The organism is Streptomyces lycii (assembly GCF_009735685.1).
Taxonomy (GTDB): Bacteria; Actinomycetota; Actinomycetes; order Streptomycetales; family Streptomycetaceae; genus Streptomyces; species Streptomyces lycii.
Map to the genome: position 1 here is coordinate 1 of NZ_WHPN01000225.1, position 17,512 is coordinate 17,512.

Consider the following 17,512-nt stretch of genomic DNA (forward strand, 5'->3'; position numbering starts at 1 on the left):
AGGACACGTTCCCGGACACGGTCCCGGACGCGTTGCCGGACGCGGCGCCGAGGGGCAGGGGTGCCGCCGCCCTGCCGGCCGCCGGTTCCGGTCCGGCCACGCTCGACGCCCTGGCGGCCTGCTTCGGCCTCAGCCCGTTCGAGCGAGAGGTGATCCTGCTCGCCGCCGCCGCGGAGCTGGAGCCGACCACCGGCAGCCGCTGCGCCGCCGCCTGCGGCGACCCGGAACGCGCCCACCCGACCTTCTCCCTCGCCCTGGCCGCGCTCACCGCCCCGCACTGGAGCGCGCTCACGCCCGTCGCCCCGCTGCGCCGCTGGCGGTTGGTCGAGCTGGACGACGAGACCCGGCTGACCACGTCCCGGCTGCGGCTGGACGAGCGCATCCTGCACTTCCTCGTCGGTTCGCCGTATCTCGACACCCGGCTGCACGGAATGCTGCGCCGCGCGCCCGTACCGGACTCGCTGCCCGCCTCGTACGACACCGCCGCCGAGCGGGTCGCCGCGGGCTGGGCCGGGCCGGGGGCCGAGGCACCGCTGCGGGTCGAGCTGGTCGGCGGCGATCTGCGCACCCGCGCGGACATCGCCGCGGCCGCCGCCCGCCGCAGCGGGTTGGCCCTGTACACGATGACCGCCGAGGACGTGCCGACCGACGCCGCCGAACGGGACAAGCTCGCCCGGCTGTGGCAGCGCGAGGCGATCCTGCTGCCCGCCGCGCTGCTGCTGGAGGTCGGCGACCTGGAACGCGACCAGGCGGCGGCCACCGACGCGTTCGTCACGGGCGCCGCCGTACCGCTGGTCGTCGCCGGCCAGGACCCGCGGCAGACCGGGCAGGCGCGCGGTCAGCGGGTCACCGTGCCGGCGCTGGACGACGAGGAGCAGCTCGGGCTGTGGGCCGACGCCTTCGCGTCCGTACCGGAGGTCGAGGAGGAGGACCTGCGCGGACTGGTGGCGCAGTTCCAGCTGCCGCCGCACGTCGTGCGGTCCGCCGCCGCGGCCGTGTGCCGCGACCTGCCCGCCGAAGAGGAGCTGCACGCCACCGAGCTGGCGTGGCGCGCCGGGCTCACCGAGGCCCGGATGGGCATGGACGAGCTGGGCCGCCGGATCGAGCCGCAGGCCGGCTGGAGCGATCTGGTGCTGCACGAGCGGCAGTTGCGCATCCTGCGGGAGATCGTCGCGCACGTACGGCAGCGCGGCACCGTGCACCAGGAGTGGGGCTTCGCGCAGACGCTGCGCCGCGGGCTCGGCGTGACGGCGCTGTTCGCGGGCGGCTCGGGCACCGGGAAGACCCTCGCCGCCGAGGTGATGGCCAACGAGCTGAACCTCGACCTGTTCGTCATCGACCTCTCCCAGGTCGTGTCGAAGTACATCGGCGAGACCGAGAAGAACCTGCGCAAGGTGTTCGACGCCGCCGAACGGGGCGGCGCGCTGCTGCTGTTCGACGAGGCCGACGCGCTGTTCGGCAAGCGCAGCGAGGTCAAGGACAGCCACGACCGGTACGCCAACCTGGAGGTCAGCTATCTGCTGATGCGGATGGAGGCGTACCGCGGGCTGGCGATCCTCACCACCAACATGAAGAAGGCCCTGGACACGGCCTTCATGCGGCGCATCCGGTTCGTCGTCGACTTCCCCTTCCCCGCCGAGAACGAGCGCGCCGAGATCTGGCGCCGGGTGCTGCCGCCGCAGGCCCCGGTGAAGGGCATCGACCCCGAGAAGCTGGCGCAGCTGACGGTGTCGGGCGGTTCGATCCGCAACATCGCGCTGTCGGGCGCGTTCCTCGCGGCCGACGAGGGCGACCGGCTCCAGATGCGGCACATGCTGGCGGCGGCGCGCACCGAATACCTGAAGCTGGAACGCTCCTTGACGCCCTCGGAGGTCCACGGATGGGTCTGAACGAGGTACGTGACGACAGCGCACGGCGGGTCGTGCGGCCCGCCCGGGCACAGCAGGCACCTCGGGAGGCCCAGCCGCCCCCGGGGCCGCGGGCGCCGCGGGTCTTCCGCATCGACATCGGCGAACTGGTCCTGGACGGCTTCGGCCCGCGCGTCGACCCGGACCGGGTCCGGGCCGCGTTCCAGGCGGAGCTGACCCGGCTCGTACGGGAACGGGGCGTACCGCTCGCGGCGAACGGCGAGGGGCACGTCATGGAGGCGCTCACCGGCCTGCCCGCGCTGCCCGCCACCACCTCGCCCGGGCGGCTGGGCGAGGCGCTGGCGCGCGCGGTGCACGCCGGACTCTCGGGCCGCGGCGAACCGGGGCCGGAGTCCGCCGGCGCCGGGCGTACGGGACGGGGGCGCCGATGAGTGCGCAGTCCGCGTCGCAGGAATCGCGCGCGGCGCAGGACGCCAAGCGGCGCAAGCGCAAGGAGCGTTCGGCGAAGAACCGCGCGCCCGAACCGAAGGACATCGTCAGCGGCGCCGGCCAGCCGCTGGACCTGAGCGTGCGCCGGGAGCTGGAGGAACAGCTCGGCCACGACTTCAGCCGGGTCCGGCTGCACACCGACCGGGACGCGGGCGCGCTGACCGACATGCTGGGCGCGGACGCCGTCGCGGTCGGCCAGGACATCTTCTTCCGCGAGGGCACGTACCGGCCGGGAACGGCGGACGGGCAGCGGCTGCTGGCGCACGAGCTGCTGCACACGGTGCAGAACCCGGACGGCCTCGGCGCGCTGCGCGCGGGCCGCGACGTGGGAGCGGTGAGCCTGCCGCAGCAGGCGGTGGAGCGCGAGGCGGAGTCGGCGGCGCAGGAGTCCGTACGGAACGCGATGCTCGGCTCCGTACGCGAGGACGAGCCGGCGGCCGAGGTCGAGGCGGGACAGCCGACCCCGGGCTGGCTGCGCTACGCGACGGTGGACGCGGACCGGCGGCGGGCGGAACTGCTGGACCCGGCGACGCTGGTGGACCGGCTGGCGAACGGGGTGCTCCGGTCGCTGCGCGGCGACCCGGCGGACCTGTCCGGCCGGGTCCGGATGCAGCTGGCGCGGATGGCTCCCGACCTCCAGGAATCGGTGCTGGACCGGCTTGAAGTTCGTTTGCTGACACCGGAGTTCAACGGGCTGCTCGAACTCGTCGGGGAGACCGAGGAGCACCCGCCCGAGCTGGGCCCGGCCCTTGCGCCGGAACCGGTCCCCGACACCGTCGAACAGCTCCAGGACGAGTGGGCGGCGCAGGAGCGGGCCGCCGCGGGCGAGCACCGCTCCGACGAGCGGAAGGCCGAGGACACCCGCGAGGAGAAGCGCGCCGCCGGCGCCGAGGGCGGCCGCCAGGACCGGGAGCGCGAGCAGGACCGGGAGTCGCAGGACGCGGCCGCCGAGAAGAAGGAGACGGCGGAGCGCACGGCGCAGGAGGACGAGCGCGCCAAGGAGCAGGAGCAGAGCGAGCAGGAGCAGCAGCAGGCCGAGGAGAAGCAGGCCGAGGAGCGGCAGGAGGCGGAACAGGCCGACCAGGAGAAGGCCGAGGACCGCGAGCAGGACACGGAGCAGGCCAAGAAGGAGCGCAAGGAGCAGCGGGAGCGGGAGGAGCAGGACCCCGAGCAGGCCAACGCGCCCGGCGGCGAGAAGCGGAAGCGCAACGACGACGCGAAGAAGCGGGTCGCGGGATCCAAGCAGGAAGAGGTCGACCCGAAGGCGAAGGGCCAGCCCGGCCCCGTACGCCCGGAGAAGGTTGACGAGCGGGCCGAGCAGCGGGACAGCGCGCTGTCCGAGCACGGCCTGCACGAGAAGGACGAGGACGAGGGCGACCCGCGCGAGGAGGAGCAGCCGCTCGGCCTGGAGGCGGGTGCCGACCGGGAGATCGGCGGCGAGCAGGGCGAGGCAGGGAAGGGCGGCGCGGGCGCGGGCGAGCCGGAGCTGACGCCCGACGACTATCTGCCGGAGACGGACCTCGACCTGTCGGGCGTACCGACGGCCGACAACCCCGACGCCCCGGTGCCGACGTTCCCCGCTCCCCCGCCCACCAAGGCCGAGAAGGTCCAGGAGCAGCGGGAGAACGACGCCGAGGAGGAAGAGGACGAGGACGCCCCGGAGTCCGAACTCAGGCCTCCCGGTGCCGAGATCGGGCCCGTCGAGGGTGAGGCACCGCCGCCGGCCGACAGCCCGGCGGCGGCGGCCGGCGACCGTACGGAGAAGGACCTCCAGCCGGAGAAGCCGGTCGACCAGGAGGTCGGCCCGGACCCGGAGACCGAGGAGAAGCAGGAGCCCGAACCGGAGGCCGAGAAGCCGGATCCGGAGCAGCAGCAGGACCAGGAGACCGCCAGGACCGCGGCGGAACGGCAGGACGAGGACGAGAAGGACACCGAGGCCGACGGCCAGGAGGAGCCGGACGCCAAGGACGCCGGGGAACAGCAGCAGGAACGCAAGGAACAGGACGAGCGGGAGGAGAAGCAGGAGGCCGCGAAGGGGCAGCCGGAGGGCGCGGCCGCCGACAAGCCCACATCCGCACCGTCCGGCGGCGACTCCGCCTCCTCCCGGAGCCCCGAGCCGACCGCGGCGCCTCCCGCGGGCGCCCATACGGAGAAGACGGCCGCCGAGGACCGGAACCCCTCCCCCGCCGCGCGCCGGGTCGCGGACTCCACCAAGTCGGAGAACGAGGCATCCGGGCCGAAGAGTCAGATCCCCAAGGAAACCGGCCCGGGGGCCGCCCCGAGCGGCAACGTGGGCGGCAGCGAACCCTCCGGGCCGTCCCCCGCGGCGGGGCCGGGTGGCGCGCCCTCGGTCGCGCACGCCTCCGTCAGCCCGGCCGGTGAACAGGCCGAGGCACCGGGCAAGATGGGCGCACCGGCACCCGAGGGCGCCAAGGCCAAGCCCGAGGCCTCGCTGGAGAAGGACGGCGGCGGCTGTGCGCCTCCGGAGCCCGCGCCCGAGAAGGAAGAGGGCAAGGGCGGTTGCGGCGGGGGCGGCGGTGCCGCGGCCAAGGAGGAGAAGCAGAAGGAGCCGCCGGACGTCTCGTCGCAGGACCCGAAGGCCGCGCTGAGCACCGTCAGTTCGCTGCCGCCGGACCAGGCGCAGAAGGCGCTGCCGGGCGTGGACGCGGCGGGCGAGAAGAAGGCGAACGACGAACGGAAGCGGCTCGCGGCGAACCCCCCGAAGCGGGAGCGGCCCTCGGGTGCCCCGCAGACGCAGTCGGCCAGGCCGAAGTCCGCACCGCCCGCCGCCCGCGTGACCGGGAAGCTGGAGAAGGTCGGCACGGAGGACGAGGGCGAGAAGCAGAAGGCCAAGGGCGGTGAGAAGGCCCAGGGCAAGAAGCCGACCGAGGGCGTACCGCCGCCGCAGATCAACCCCGGCAAGGACGGCAAGATCAGCGCGGGCGACGCCGGCAGCATCGAGGCCGCCGCCGACCAAGTCCCTACGACGGACCCGGAGCTGCGCAACAAGACGGTCGGCCCCGCCCCCAAGATCAAGCTGACGGGCAAGAGCGACCCCAAGCGCACCGACAAGCAGGCCGAGAAGCTCAAGGAGAAGCAGGGGAAGATCCACGGCACGGGCCGGGAGGACGCGGCCAAGCCGATGGGCGAGGACAAAATCTTCCCCAACGCCCCCAAGGAGGAGCTGCGCGGCGACGTACGCGGCGGCGGCAAGGGCAAGGGCGGCAGGCAGCCGGCGGGCCCCGAGGCCAAGTCGCATGTCGGTGTCGTCGCCAAACAGGAACGGGGCGGCGAGATCCGCGGCGCGTCCGGCGAGGCCCAGGGGCAGCTGGTCGCCAAGGAGAAGGAACACCAGCAGGGCGAGCAGCAGGAGAAGCGGCAGAAACAGGCGGAAATGGACCGCGAGGTCCAGCAGAACGCCGAGAAGCAGACCGCCGAACGGGGCAAGGCCGCCGAACAGACCAATGCGGAGCGCACGAAGTGGCGCGACGAGCAGGACAAAGAGATCGAGGACGCGGACAAGAAGTCCGAGAAGGAACACGGCGAGCAGAACAAGAAGATCACGAAGGGTCGCGACGACAAGGACAAGGAAGTCAGCGACCGCAAGGATGCCGACAACAAGGACATCGACGACAAGGCCACCAAGGCCGAGAAGGACGCCGAGAAGAAGAAGGAGGAGAAGAAGGAGGAGTCGGACAGCCTCTTCGGCAAGCTGATCGACGCGATCGGCGACTTCTTCTCCGCTCTGCTGGACGCCGTCACCGCGATCTTCGACGCCGCCCGCGAGGCGATCAACAGCGTCATCGACAAGTTCAAGGAGTTCGCCAACGCGGCGATCGACTTCGTACGCGACCTGGCCATCGCGGCGATCAACGTCCTGGCCGACGCGCTGATCGCGGTCTGCGACGTCCTGCTGGCGGCGTTCCCCGAGTTGCGCGACAAGTTCCGCAAGGCGATCGAGGGCCTTCGGGACGCGGCGATCGACGCGGTCAACACGCTGGCGGACGGCCTGAAGAAGGCCGTCAACGCGCTGCTGGACGCGCTGGCGGCGGGTCTGAACGCCCTGTTGGACGTCCTGGAAGCCGGCATCAAGTTCGCCATCAAGCTCTACCGCGACGCGATCATCGGCGCGCTGAAGTTCGCCGAGGCGGCGATCGAGGCGCTCGGCAAGTTCGCGGCGCTGGTCGCGGACATCGCTCCGGACGTGGGCGGCTGGCTGAGCAAGGCGGGCAGCTCGGCGAAGGCCGGCATCACGGACCATCTGTGGGGCGCCATCAAGACGGGCGTCAAGCAGTGGTTCGACACCAAGGTGGAGGGCATCCTCGGCCTCGGCAAGGCCGTGATCAACGTCCTGGTGAAGGGCTGCGTCTCGATCAAGCAGATCGGGAAGATGGCCTGGGACGCGATCATCGCGTCACTGCCCATGATGATCGCGTCGATCGTGATCGAGAAGGTCGTCTCGATGCTGGTCCCGGCGGCGGGCGCCATCCTGACGGTCGTCCAGGGCCTGATGGCCGCCTGGCAGAGCCTGAGTTCGATCCTGACGGCGTTCAGCAAGTTCTGGGCGTACCTCAAGGCCGTCAAGGCCGGCCCGGCGGCGTGCCTGTTCGCGGAGGCGGTGGCGGCGGGGATCGTCGCGCTGCTGGACTTCATCGCCAACTTCCTGATGATCCGGCTGTCCGGCGCCACGAAGGGCGTGGGCAAGCGGCTCAAGACGATGGCCCAGAAGATCATGAAGGGCCTGAAGAAGACGGGCAAGGGCGCGAAGAAGGCCGCGGGCAACGCGGTCAACAAGGCCCGGGGCGCGGCACGCAAGGCCCAGGAGGCCCTGAAGAAGCCGGCGAAGCCCGCCAAGCCGAAGGGACCGCGGGTCCCGAAGAACCGCTCGGAGACCTCGGACCGCGGCCCGGGTGGAAACCGCAACCAGGGCAAGGACGCGGTGAACGACCGGCCGACGAGCAAGGCCCCGGACAAGGACCGGCAACGCCGCAAGGACGAGGACGAGGCGAAACAGAACCAGCAGAAGCAGGACTCGACACCGAGCAAGGACCCCGACCGGAAGCCGGATTCGAAATCCGACAGTAAGCCGGACGCCAAGAAGGACAAAGCCCCCGAGGCCAAGAAGAAGAAAAAGGAGACCGAGGCCCCGAGGCGGACAAAGCCGCGCAAGCCGAAGTCTCCCCTGGGCAAGGCCCTGAAGAAGATCAAGGGCAAGGTCAAGTCCGCCTTGAAGAAGGTCCGGAACGCCGGCAAGGCCTTGGGTAAGAAACTCAAGAAGAGCAAGGTCGGGAAGGCACTCAAGAACAGCGCCAAGAAGATTCGCAACTTCTTCAAGAAGAAGCGCGACAAGATGCGCGACGACAAGAAGAAGCGCACAGCAACGATGAGGACCAGAAACCGAAAGAACAGGAACAAGGAAAAGGAAAAAGAGACGAAACAACAGCGTCTCACAAAGGCCGTTTCCAGGATTCAACCCCTCTTGAGGCAACTCCTGAAACCTGGAGTGCCGACCCGGATTCATGACGCCACACTCGCCGCCATGCGCCGGTTCTACCGGCTCACCTCCCTCGAGAAGAGGGGGTACCCCGACTTCTCGGTGTGGGCCACGCTCAATCCGCCCAAGAAGGCCATCGAGGGGACGACCGACCCGAAGGAACGGGAGGACCGTCTCAAGAAGGCCGGCCTGCCCGACCCCGTCATCCCTGGACGCGCGGACGACCCCAACATTGACTACACAAAATTCAGCAAAGCAGGCTCGACCATCCCGAACAAGAAGGTCGAAGCGAAATTCCTCAGTTCGGTGGTCAAGGGAACCGGCCAGGACCCCAAGGCGACATCGAACGACCTTCAGCCCATGGGGTGGCAGTTCGTAACCAATAACGGATACAACGCGAACACAGCGTGGGTTCGCATGCACCTTCTCCCGGGCGGCTCTGCCGTATCACTGGGAGGGCTCGCCGGCGGAAATAACCTTGTCCCTGCACGCAAGGGGCACAACGATGACTTCCACAAGGGCATTGAAAGCAGCGCATACAACGCGATTCCAGGCGATCGAGAAATGATCTGGTACGACGTCGACGTGACATTCGGACACCCGGGATACCCCGGATTCCCCGCCTCCATCACTGTGTCGTACGGCGGCTACGACAAGGTGAGCCGAGATCGCGACGGCCGCTCCCCGAGCGACTGGAAGAGAAGGGGGAGGGATCTCAGGCAGACCGAGCCAAAAATTGATCCCCCCTCTCCCGGCGAAAAGACGAACCTGCGGATCAACAGGGCGGGAGCGAAGACCCTTCGGGACCGCCTCGAGGAAATTACCTGGCATGAGGCCCGATTTGTTGCGGGCACCTACGAAGGGGCGAAGAAGGACAACGTAACGAAACCGGCATTCACCAGCCCAGAAGACGTCAGGGACTACTTGGAAGCACAGCAAAAAGCGAACAGGTCCCCTAAGAAGGAAACGATCGACAAGATCATGGCGAGGATCGAGGCAAAGATGGACATCATCGACTGGTCTCTGGAACAGGGCACGCTGGAGAGCTGAGAGGAGACTCGACCATGAAGAAGTCGTTCGAGGATCGCTGTCGTCAGGCGATCCGAGAAATCAGGGACAGCGATCATGTCAAACTGTCCTACGAAAACATTGAACCAGCCGAACATGGTGACGAAAGCACGGAGACAGCGCTCCAGCGCGTTGCGGAAACCGTAGGAATGCAGCTGCCGGACTCCTTCAGGAGGAATTATTTCGCCCCAAAAAGGATGCACGCTCAATGGCGGAGCGTGCAAGAGACCGAACTCGTAGGAGAATTTTGCCTGTACCACCTCCATGAGGCGTTCTCGCAGCCCGATCTCGTGCCCGAGGACACGACGCTGGCGATGACGGATCAGGAGATCATGGCGGATCTCAGTGCCGTTGACTCCGCTCATCGTACCGGCGCCGGAGAAGTTACCGGGATCCGCATCACTGATGAGGGGCTATTCGAGGTCTGGTTCTATGACATGACCCAGCGCCGCCTGGAGCGCATGGACCTCGACTATGCCGAATACCTGGACTCCGTTCTCATTACCAAGGGTACCTCCGGCTGGCAGTACCTTTTTATTGATGGTGACCTCACCTCGGTCTCCATGGAATCCACAGTACGGCGCCTCAAGGCGATGCTTTCCAGCTTCCCCGACCTGTTCCCCGATTATGACTACGCGCCGCTGCGCGCTCGCCTGGAGGCCCGCCTGTGACCCGCTACGCAGACATCCCCAAGCCCATCCGCTCCGGCATCGTCATCGTCGACCCCGAGCGCGGCACCCCGCAGCGCATCATCGTGCTGCAGTTCAACCCCGACACCCTCGAGCGTTCACTCGCGCCACAGGCAGCGGGGACCGGTGATGCCGGTGGCGGAGGGAGTGGGCAGGGGGACCGGAACGAGGCGTTGCGGCTCAAGGGGCCTGCCGAGGAGACCTGGAAGTTCACCGCCGAGATCGACGCCACCGACCAGCTGGAGGTGCCGGCCCCGGACGGCATCCACCCGCAGCTCGCGACGCTGGAGATGCTGGTGCAGCCCACCACCGCCCAGCTCCGCGAGGCGAGCCGGCTCAGCAAGAAGGGCACCATCGAGATCTCCCCGATCGAGATGCCGCTGACCCTGTTCACCTGGGGCAGCAAGCGCGTCATGCCCGTACGGCTGACCGAGCTGTCCGTCAACGAGTCCGCGTTCGACGTGAACCTCAATCCGATACGGGCCTCGCTCTCCATCGGTCTGAAGGTGCTCACCGTCAGCGATCTGCCCGCCGGGCACCGCGGCGCGGAGCTGTATCTGGCGCATCTGGCGCAGAAGGAGCGGCTGGCCGGCCGCGCGCCCGCGGGGCGGCTCGGGTCGCTGGGGCTGACCGGCGCCGACATCGGCATGGGGAGGGTGTGAGAGCAGCATGATCGAGCCTTACGAGAGTGCCCTGGACGCGGTGCCCGGTTCGCATCCGTATCCGCGGTCGAGCCGGTACCACGACGCCGAGATCGCGGTGCACCGCGCCGCCGACGGCACCGAGGTCCGGTACACCAGGCGGCGCCTGCTGCCGCCGCTCGGTGACGACCCGGACGACACGGCGCCGCACACGGTCAACAGCGGTGAGCGCCCCGGCCATCTCGCGCAGCGCTACTTCGGCGACCCCGCCCAGTGGTGGCGTATCGCCGACGCCAATCCCGTCCTCGACCCGCGCGAGCTGACCGCCGAGCCGGGCACGGAGATCGAGATCCCGGTGCCCGGCGGCTTCGGCACGGGCGGCCCGGGCGGCCGTGCGGGAGGCGCCGGCCGTGTCTGACGAACCCATCGGCAGCGGGCCGATCCACCTCACCCTGCACATGGGCCCCCGGCTGACCCGCCCGGTCCCGGAGGCGGTCGGCGAGGCACTGCTGTCCGCGCAGATCACCAGCACGGCGGGGGAACGCAGCGGTTTCCAGATGGCGTTCGACCTGACGAAGAAGGGCGCCATCATCGAACGGCTGCTGCCGGAGGGGTTCTTCGACCCGAAGACGCGGGTCGTCATCACGGCCACCGTCAAGGGCACCCCGATCGTGCTGCTCGACGGCCTGATCGTGCGCCAGGAGGTCGGTGCCAGCAACCAGCCGGGACAGACCACGCTCACCGTCACCGGTGAGGACCTGACGCTGCTGATGGACCTGGAGGAGCGGACCGACCGCTACCCGAACCTCTCCCCCGCCCAGCGGGTCGAGCGCATCCTCGCCAAGTACACCGACTACGGCATCGATCCGCGCATCATCCGCGAGCAGATCCCGCAGCCGCCCCGCGAGCAGCTCCGCGTCGAGTACCAGACGGGCACCGATCTGAGTTACGTCAACGAGCTGGCGAACGCCAACGGCTACACCTTCTATCTCGACCCCGGCCCCACCCCGGGCCGCTCCACCGCCTACTGGGGCCCGCAGCAGCGCATCGGGCAGCGGCAGCACGCGCTGAACGTCAACATGGACGTCAACTCCACGGTCGACCAGCTGACGTTCGCGTACGACGGCACGGCCCGGGAGGAACCGCAGGCCCGGGTGCAGCCGGAGGCGGGTTCCCGCGACTGGACGCTGCTCCCGCAGCAGGACATCAGCCCGCTCCGCCCGCCGCTGGGCCGGCGCGCGACGCCCGCGCTGAAGCGGCGGAGGCTGAGCGGCACCGCGAAGCTCGACAGCGAGACGGCCCGCGCGGCCGCCCTGGCGCGCGCCGCGACGTCCGCCGACGCGATCTCCGGATCCGGCCAGCTGGACGTCAACCGGCACGGCTACATCCTGCGCCCCCGCGAACTCGTCGGCGTGCGCGGCGCCGGGGTGACGTACGACGGCGACTACTACGTCACGAGCGTCACCCACAACCTGTGGCCCGGCCGCTACCAGCAGAACTTCACGATCTCCCGCGAGGGCCTGATCGCGATGAGCGACACCGTCCGCCCCTGACACCGACCCGACCGCCCCCGACACCTACTCGCCCGCCCCTGACACCCACCAGCCCGACCCTGAGACCCACCGACCGTTCCGACCAGGAGCAGCCCGCATGGCGCCAGCACCGAACAACCGCTTCCTCGGCAAGTTCCGCGGCCGGGTGGCGGACAACAACGACCCGCTGCGGATCGGCCGGATCACGGCCGTCGTCCCGGACGTGCTCGGTGACGAGGCCTCGACCTGGGCGATGCCCTGCTTCCCGTTCACGGGTGAGCAGGCCGGCCAGTACGTCATGCCGACCATCGGCTCCGGTGTCTGGATCGAGTTCGAGCAGGGCGACCCGAGCTTCCCCGTCTGGACGGGCTGCTGGTTCGGCGAGCAGAGCGAGATGCCGGTGGACGCCCAGGCCGGCGCGCAGGCGAACGCGCAGCCGGTCGTGATCGAGACCCAGGGGCACCACAAGATCGTGCTCTCCGACGACCCGGAGGCGGGGATCCTGCTCCAGGCCCCGTCACCGGACGGCACCGGCACCGGCCCGTTCGTCCGGATCAACCGGTCGGGAGTCCACTTCAGCAACGGTCAGGGCGCCTCGGTCTCCGTGGCGGGCGACCGCGTCGACGTCAACGAGGGCCGGCTGATCGTGCCCAAGAAGCGCTAGCGAGAACGGGGAGAAGTCTTGTCCGGGAATGTGATCCACGGCGGCACCCAGATCGGCTGCCCGCACGGCGGCCGGGTGGACGCGGCGGCGTCCGCGGGATCGGCCGCGTCCGGGGTACGGCTCGACGGGACGCCGGTGGCGACCGCCGCGCACGCCCACGCCGTGACCGGCTGCCGGCACACGGTCGACCGCGTGCCCGTGCCGTGCACCAGCGTGCGCTGGACACCGGCGGGCGACGGCGTGCTGGTCGACGGCTCGCCGGTGCTGCTGGACGTCACGGCGGCCCAGTGCTTCAACGCCGCGCTGGTGCCCCAGGGCGCCCCGCGGATCGTATCGGCGCCACAGGGGGTGGTCTGCGGATGAGGGCGAAGGCAGAGCGCAGGGACATCGCGTTCCCGTTCCGGGTCGACCGGCGGGGGCGCACCGCGCACGCGGCGTACGACGACCATGTGCGGGATCTGATCGAGCAGTTGCTGTTCACCAGCCCGGGCGAGCGGGTGATGCGTCCGGACTTCGGCTGCGGGCTGCTCGACCTGGTGTTCACCCCGAACAGCCCGGAGCTGGCGTCCGCGCTGGAGCTGTCGGTGCAGGCCTCGCTGCAGCGCTGGCTGGGCGAGTTGATCGAGGTGGAGACGCTGGACGTGGTCAGCGAGGAGAACGTGGTGCGGGTGCACCTGAGTTACGTGGTGCGCTCCACCGCGTCCCGGCGCGACGAGGTGTTCGAGGGGAGGGGCGCCGCATGAGCGGGGTCGGCAGCGACGTGGCGTGCCGCGGCGACGGCAGGCGCGGCAAGGTCAGAAAGGCACGGCTGGGCGGGGTGGACGCCGTCGAGGTGAGTGATGACGGGCGCACGCTCACCGTCACCTTCCTCGGCAAGGCACCACACGGGCTGTGCCCGGAGAACATCCGCATCGACGGCGGCCGCCGGGTCACCGGCATCGAGGCGCTGGAGGTGGAGGTCGAGCGGGAGGAGGACCCGGAGCTCGACGACAAGCTGTACGTGACGGTCGACCGGAGGGGCGACACCAGCCGCTACCGGCTGTCGGTGGTGGAGAGCGACCCGTACGGGCGTCCGGGCACCGAGCCGTATCGCGGGTTCGACCAGCGCTATCACTCGGCGGACTTCCTCTTCCTCCCCGACTGCCCCTCGCCGTTCGACTGCGGCGACACGGACGGCGGGGCGGACGACTGCCCGGACACCTTCAAGGCCGCCCCCGTCATCGACTACACCGCCCGCGACTACGAGACCCTGCGCCGCCTGGTGCTCGACCGGCTCGCGCTGACGACGCCCGAGTGGCGCGAGCGCAACGCCGCCGACCTGGGCACCACGCTGGTCGAGCTGCTGGCGTACACCGCCGACCAGATCAGCTACCAGCAGGACGCGGTCGCCACCGAGGCCTATCTCGACACGGCCCGCCGCCGGGTGTCCGTACGCCGCCATGTGCGGCTCATCGACTACTCCATGCACGACGGCTGCTCGGCCCGCGCCTTCGTCACGCTGGACGTGGACCGGCCGCTGACGCTGCACACCGGCGAGTACCGGTTCGCCGCCGTCGACGTACGGAAATACGGGCCGAAGGACCGGCCCGGGGTCGGCACCGTCATCGACAACGGTGATCTGGAGGTGCTGGAGGAGCGCGGCTCGGTCGAGGTGTTCGAGCCGGTCGCCGACCGGCCGCTGCGGCTGCTGCCCGCGCACAACACGATCCGCTTCTGGACCTGGGGCGAGGAGCAGTGCGCACTGCCGCGCGGCGCCACGTCCGCGACGCTGCGGGACGCGTGGGCCGACGAGAAGTGCGAGCGGCGCGAACTGGAGCTGCACCCGGGCGACCTGCTGGTGTTCGAAGAGGTGCTGGGCGCCCGGTCGGGCACGCCCGGTGACGCGGACCCGGCCCGGCGGCAGGCGGTGCGCCTCACCTCCGTCACCCCGGCCGTCGACCGGCTGTGCGACCAGCCAGTGCTGGAGGTGACCTGGGCACGCGAGGACGCCCTGGCGTTCCCGCTGTACCTGTCGGTGCTCGGCGGACCCGGGTGCGAGCCGGTGGCGGACGTGAGCGTGGCGCGCGGCAACACGGCGCTCGTCGACCACGGACGCTCGCTGAGCTTCTGCGGCGGGCTGCCCGAGCGGGTCACCGTGCCGCCCGTACCGGCCGTGCTCGCGCCCTGCGGGCCCGCGGACTTCGGCTGCGGCGACCGGGAGGGCGGCAACGCCACCGCGAAGCTCGTCAACGACCGGCTGGAGCAGACCCGCTGCGGGCGGCTGCTGACGGCCGAGCACATCCGCGAGCTGTTCCGGGTCGTCGGCGAGGAGGCGACGGTACGGGCCGGGCTGGCGCTGGAGCTGGCCGGGCAGCGGCAGGAAAGGGTGGTGCCCGGCACCGCGTACGCGCAGGCCGAGGCGTTGCAGACGCTCCTCGCGCAGTCGGTGTACCCGGGCATCCGGCCGCGTTTCCGGCCGGTGCTGCACCGCTCCCCGGTGGCCCAGACCGTTCCCTTCCCCGAGTCGCGCCACATCGCGGCCGGGCAGGCCGGGCGGCTGGCGGACATCCCGGAGCGGGTGCGGGAGCGGCTGGTGGAGCTGTGGCGCAGCGCCCGCGACTGCGACGGGCTCACCGACGCCGAGGTGCAGGAGCTGACCGTGCTGTTCGGGCTGCGGGTGCTGGAGCGGCTGGAGCTGCGCCGGCATCCGGTGCGTGCCCTGCGCGAGCTGCTGCACCGGCAGGACGAGCTGCTGCACGCCAAGCGCCGGCGGCTGGAGGTGCTGACGGCCCGTTCCCGGGCGGGCACGGTCCTCGACGGGCGGATCGCCTGGGAGATCGCGCACAGCTGGGGCCCGGCGTACGCGGCCGGGCTGCACCCGGACGAGCCGGTGCTGTGGGGCCCGGCGTCGGCGGTCGTACCGGATCCGCGGAAGGCGCTCCCGGCCGTGACGCTGACGGACGCGGACGGCGGCGGGCAGTGGGAGCCGCGCCGGGACCTGCTGGACAGCGGGGGCCGGGACCGGCACTTCACGGGCGAGCTGGAGGACGACGGGCGCCTCGCGCTGCGCTTCGGCGACGGCCGGCACGGCGCCCGGCCGGAGCCCGGTTCCGCGCTGGAGATCCGCTACCGGCTGGGCGGCGGCACGGCGGGCAACGTCGGCGCCGGGGCCATCAACCATCTGGTGCTGTGCCGGGACGAGACGGCCGTGGACAGCGCCGAGCCGATGCCGGTGGCCGGGGTGCGCAACCCGCTTCCCGCGGTCGGCGGCACCGAGCCGGAGCCCGTCGAACAGGTGCGCAGGCTCGCGCCGCTGGACCTCAGGCGGGTCCGGCTGCGGGCCGTCACCGCCGACGACTACGCCGAGCTGGCGTCCGGGCTGCCGGGCGTGCAGCGGGCGGCGGCCGAGATCCGCTGGACCGGCAGCGTGCAGGAGGCGCATGTCGCGGTCGACGCGGACTGCTCCGGCGACCCCTCGCCCGCGCTGCTCGACTCCGTCGCGCAGGGGCTCGACGGCTACCGCCGCATCGGCCACGACCTGGTGGTGATGCCCGCGCGGCACGTACCGCTCGACATCGCGCTGGAGGTGTGCGCCGAACCGGGCCACCAGCACGGCCAGATCCTGGCCGAGCTGTACCGGGTCTTCGGCAGGCGGAGGCTGCCCGGCGGGCGGCTCGGCTTCTTCCACCCGGACGCGCTGACCTTCGGCACCCCGGTGCGGCTGAGCCGCCTGGTGGCGGCCGCGGCCGCCGTGCGGGGCGTGCGGAGCGTGAGCGTGACCCGGCTGCGACGGATGTTCGACGACGACCCCGACGACCGAACGGCACTGGAGGACGGCGTGCTGCGCATCGGCCCGCTGGAGATCGCCCGGTGCGACAACGACCCGGAGCGGCCGGACAACGGCCGGCTCTCGCTGCACCTCGGAGGCGGACAGTGACCGACGGGATCAACGGAGGCGGCTGCTCCTGCGGGTGCGCCGGCGGACCCGGCGGTGAGCGCCGCGGGGACGGCATCCACGACGAACGGCGCGGCGCGGCGGCCCTGTACAACCCGCCGGGCCGCACCGCGCTGGACTACCGGGTGGGCGAGTACGGCTCGTTCCTGGCGGCCATGCTGGACCGGCTGGCCTCACCCGCGTACCCGGCGCTGCGCGACCTGACCGTGCGCACCCCCGACGACCCGGCGCTCGGCCTGATCGACGCCTGGGCCGTCCTCGGCGACCTGCTGACCTTCCACTCCGAGCGGATCGCCGACGAGGGCTATCTGCGCACCGCGGACGACCACCGCTCGCTGGTGCTGCTCGGCCGGCTGGTCGGGCACCGGCCGCGGCCGGGGGTCGCCGCCGACACACACCTGGCGTACACCGTGGACCGCGACCCGCGCTCCCGTACGGATGTGCCCGTGCTGATCCCCCGCGGATCGCGCAGCCACAGTGTGCCGTCGGCGTCGGAGGAGGACGCGCAGACCTTTGAGACCGACGAGGACCTGGTCGCCCGCTGGTCGTGGAACCAGCTGGCGGTACGGCGCCGCCGCCCGGCGCTGCTGACGCCGGAGGATCTGCGCGAGCGGTCCGAACTCCATGTCGCGGGGACGGCCAACTCGCTCTCCCCCGGCAGCCGGCTGCTGTTCGTCTTCAGCGAGCGCCCGGGCGCCGAGGCCGCGGGCGCGCCGCTGACCCAGGTGCTGCCGGTGACCCGGGTGCGGATCGACCGCGACGACGACACCACGGCGCTCGGGCTGCCGTCGTCCCCGCCGCCGTCGCTGCGGGAGCTGGTCGGCGAACTCCAGGAGTGGATCACGCCCGGCCCGGACGCGCCGAACCCGCGGCCGGTGGCCAGCCGGCTGATCGAGGACTTCGACGAGCAGGTGCTGGCGCAGCTCCGGGCCGACCTGGAACGCCTGGACACCCCGGGGGCGTTCGCCCGGCGGCTCGACGACCCGGTGCAGCGGCTGTGGGAGGCGCAGGCGCTGGCCGCGCCGTACGAGGACGTCGGCGAGTGGTTCGAGCAGCTGAACGCCGTCTTCGTCGATCTCCAGGAGCGGGCCGCCGAACTGGAGCCGGAGCTGCCGCCGGAGGAGCCGGGCGGC

11 protein-coding genes and 1 pseudogene are annotated in these 17,512 nt (G+C 71.1%); all 12 read left to right on the forward strand.

Translation table 11 applies throughout. The annotated features are described in order from the left end of the window. On the forward strand, nucleotides 1-1,889 hold a 1,889-nt coding region (locus GCU69_RS09170; protein WP_156205628.1), incomplete at its 5' end, for an ATP-binding protein. Then, nucleotides 1,880-2,299 (forward strand): hypothetical protein, encoded by a 420-nt coding sequence (locus GCU69_RS09175; protein WP_235978345.1) that lies wholly within the window; start codon nucleotides 1,880-1,882, stop codon nucleotides 2,297-2,299. The genes GCU69_RS09170 and GCU69_RS09175, both read left to right, overlap by 10 nt. Then, on the forward strand, nucleotides 2,296-8,901 hold the full coding sequence (locus GCU69_RS09180) for an eCIS core domain-containing protein (protein ID WP_156205630.1): 6,606 nt from the start codon (nucleotides 2,296-2,298) through the stop codon (nucleotides 8,899-8,901). The genes GCU69_RS09175 and GCU69_RS09180 overlap by 4 nt, the downstream gene beginning before the upstream one ends. 14 nt (nucleotides 8,902-8,915) lie before the next feature. Beyond that, entirely contained in the window at nucleotides 8,916-9,590 is a 675-nt protein-coding gene (locus GCU69_RS09185; protein ID WP_156205632.1) for a hypothetical protein, read from the forward strand. After that, on the forward strand, nucleotides 9,587-10,270 hold the full coding sequence (locus GCU69_RS09190; protein WP_098755175.1) for a hypothetical protein: 684 nt from the start codon (nucleotides 9,587-9,589) through the stop codon (nucleotides 10,268-10,270). Before GCU69_RS09185 ends, GCU69_RS09190 begins: the two co-directional genes overlap by 4 nt. Nucleotides 10,271-10,277: 7 nt before the next feature. After that, nucleotides 10,278-10,667 (forward strand): LysM peptidoglycan-binding domain-containing protein, encoded by a 390-nt coding sequence (locus GCU69_RS09195; RefSeq protein ID WP_156205634.1) that lies wholly within the window; start codon nucleotides 10,278-10,280, stop codon nucleotides 10,665-10,667. Beyond that, nucleotides 10,660-11,802, forward strand: a complete 1,143-nt coding sequence (locus GCU69_RS09200; RefSeq protein WP_156205636.1) for a hypothetical protein — start codon at nucleotides 10,660-10,662, stop codon at nucleotides 11,800-11,802. Before GCU69_RS09195 ends, GCU69_RS09200 begins: the two co-directional genes overlap by 8 nt. A gap of 97 nt (nucleotides 11,803-11,899) precedes the next feature. Further along, nucleotides 11,900-12,445, forward strand: coding sequence for a phage baseplate assembly protein V (locus tag GCU69_RS09205; RefSeq protein WP_156205638.1), 546 nt, complete (start codon nucleotides 11,900-11,902; stop codon nucleotides 12,443-12,445). 18 nt (nucleotides 12,446-12,463) lie between these two features. Then, nucleotides 12,464-12,808, forward strand: a complete 345-nt coding sequence (locus GCU69_RS09210; RefSeq protein ID WP_098755172.1) for a hypothetical protein — start codon at nucleotides 12,464-12,466, stop codon at nucleotides 12,806-12,808. Further along, nucleotides 12,805-13,188, forward strand: coding sequence for a GPW/gp25 family protein (locus GCU69_RS09215; protein ID WP_098755171.1), 384 nt, complete (start codon nucleotides 12,805-12,807; stop codon nucleotides 13,186-13,188). Before GCU69_RS09210 ends, GCU69_RS09215 begins: the two co-directional genes overlap by 4 nt. Continuing rightward, nucleotides 13,185-16,361 carry a putative baseplate assembly protein gene (locus GCU69_RS09220; RefSeq protein ID WP_156205639.1) on the forward strand — a complete coding sequence of 1,059 codons (3,177 nt, stop codon included), beginning with the start codon at nucleotides 13,185-13,187 and terminating at the stop codon, nucleotides 16,359-16,361. Before GCU69_RS09215 ends, GCU69_RS09220 begins: the two co-directional genes overlap by 4 nt. Beyond that, nucleotides 16,358-17,512: pseudogene (locus GCU69_RS09225) on the forward strand (putative baseplate assembly protein); the annotation flags it as partial. The gene GCU69_RS09220 and the pseudogene GCU69_RS09225, both read left to right, overlap by 4 nt.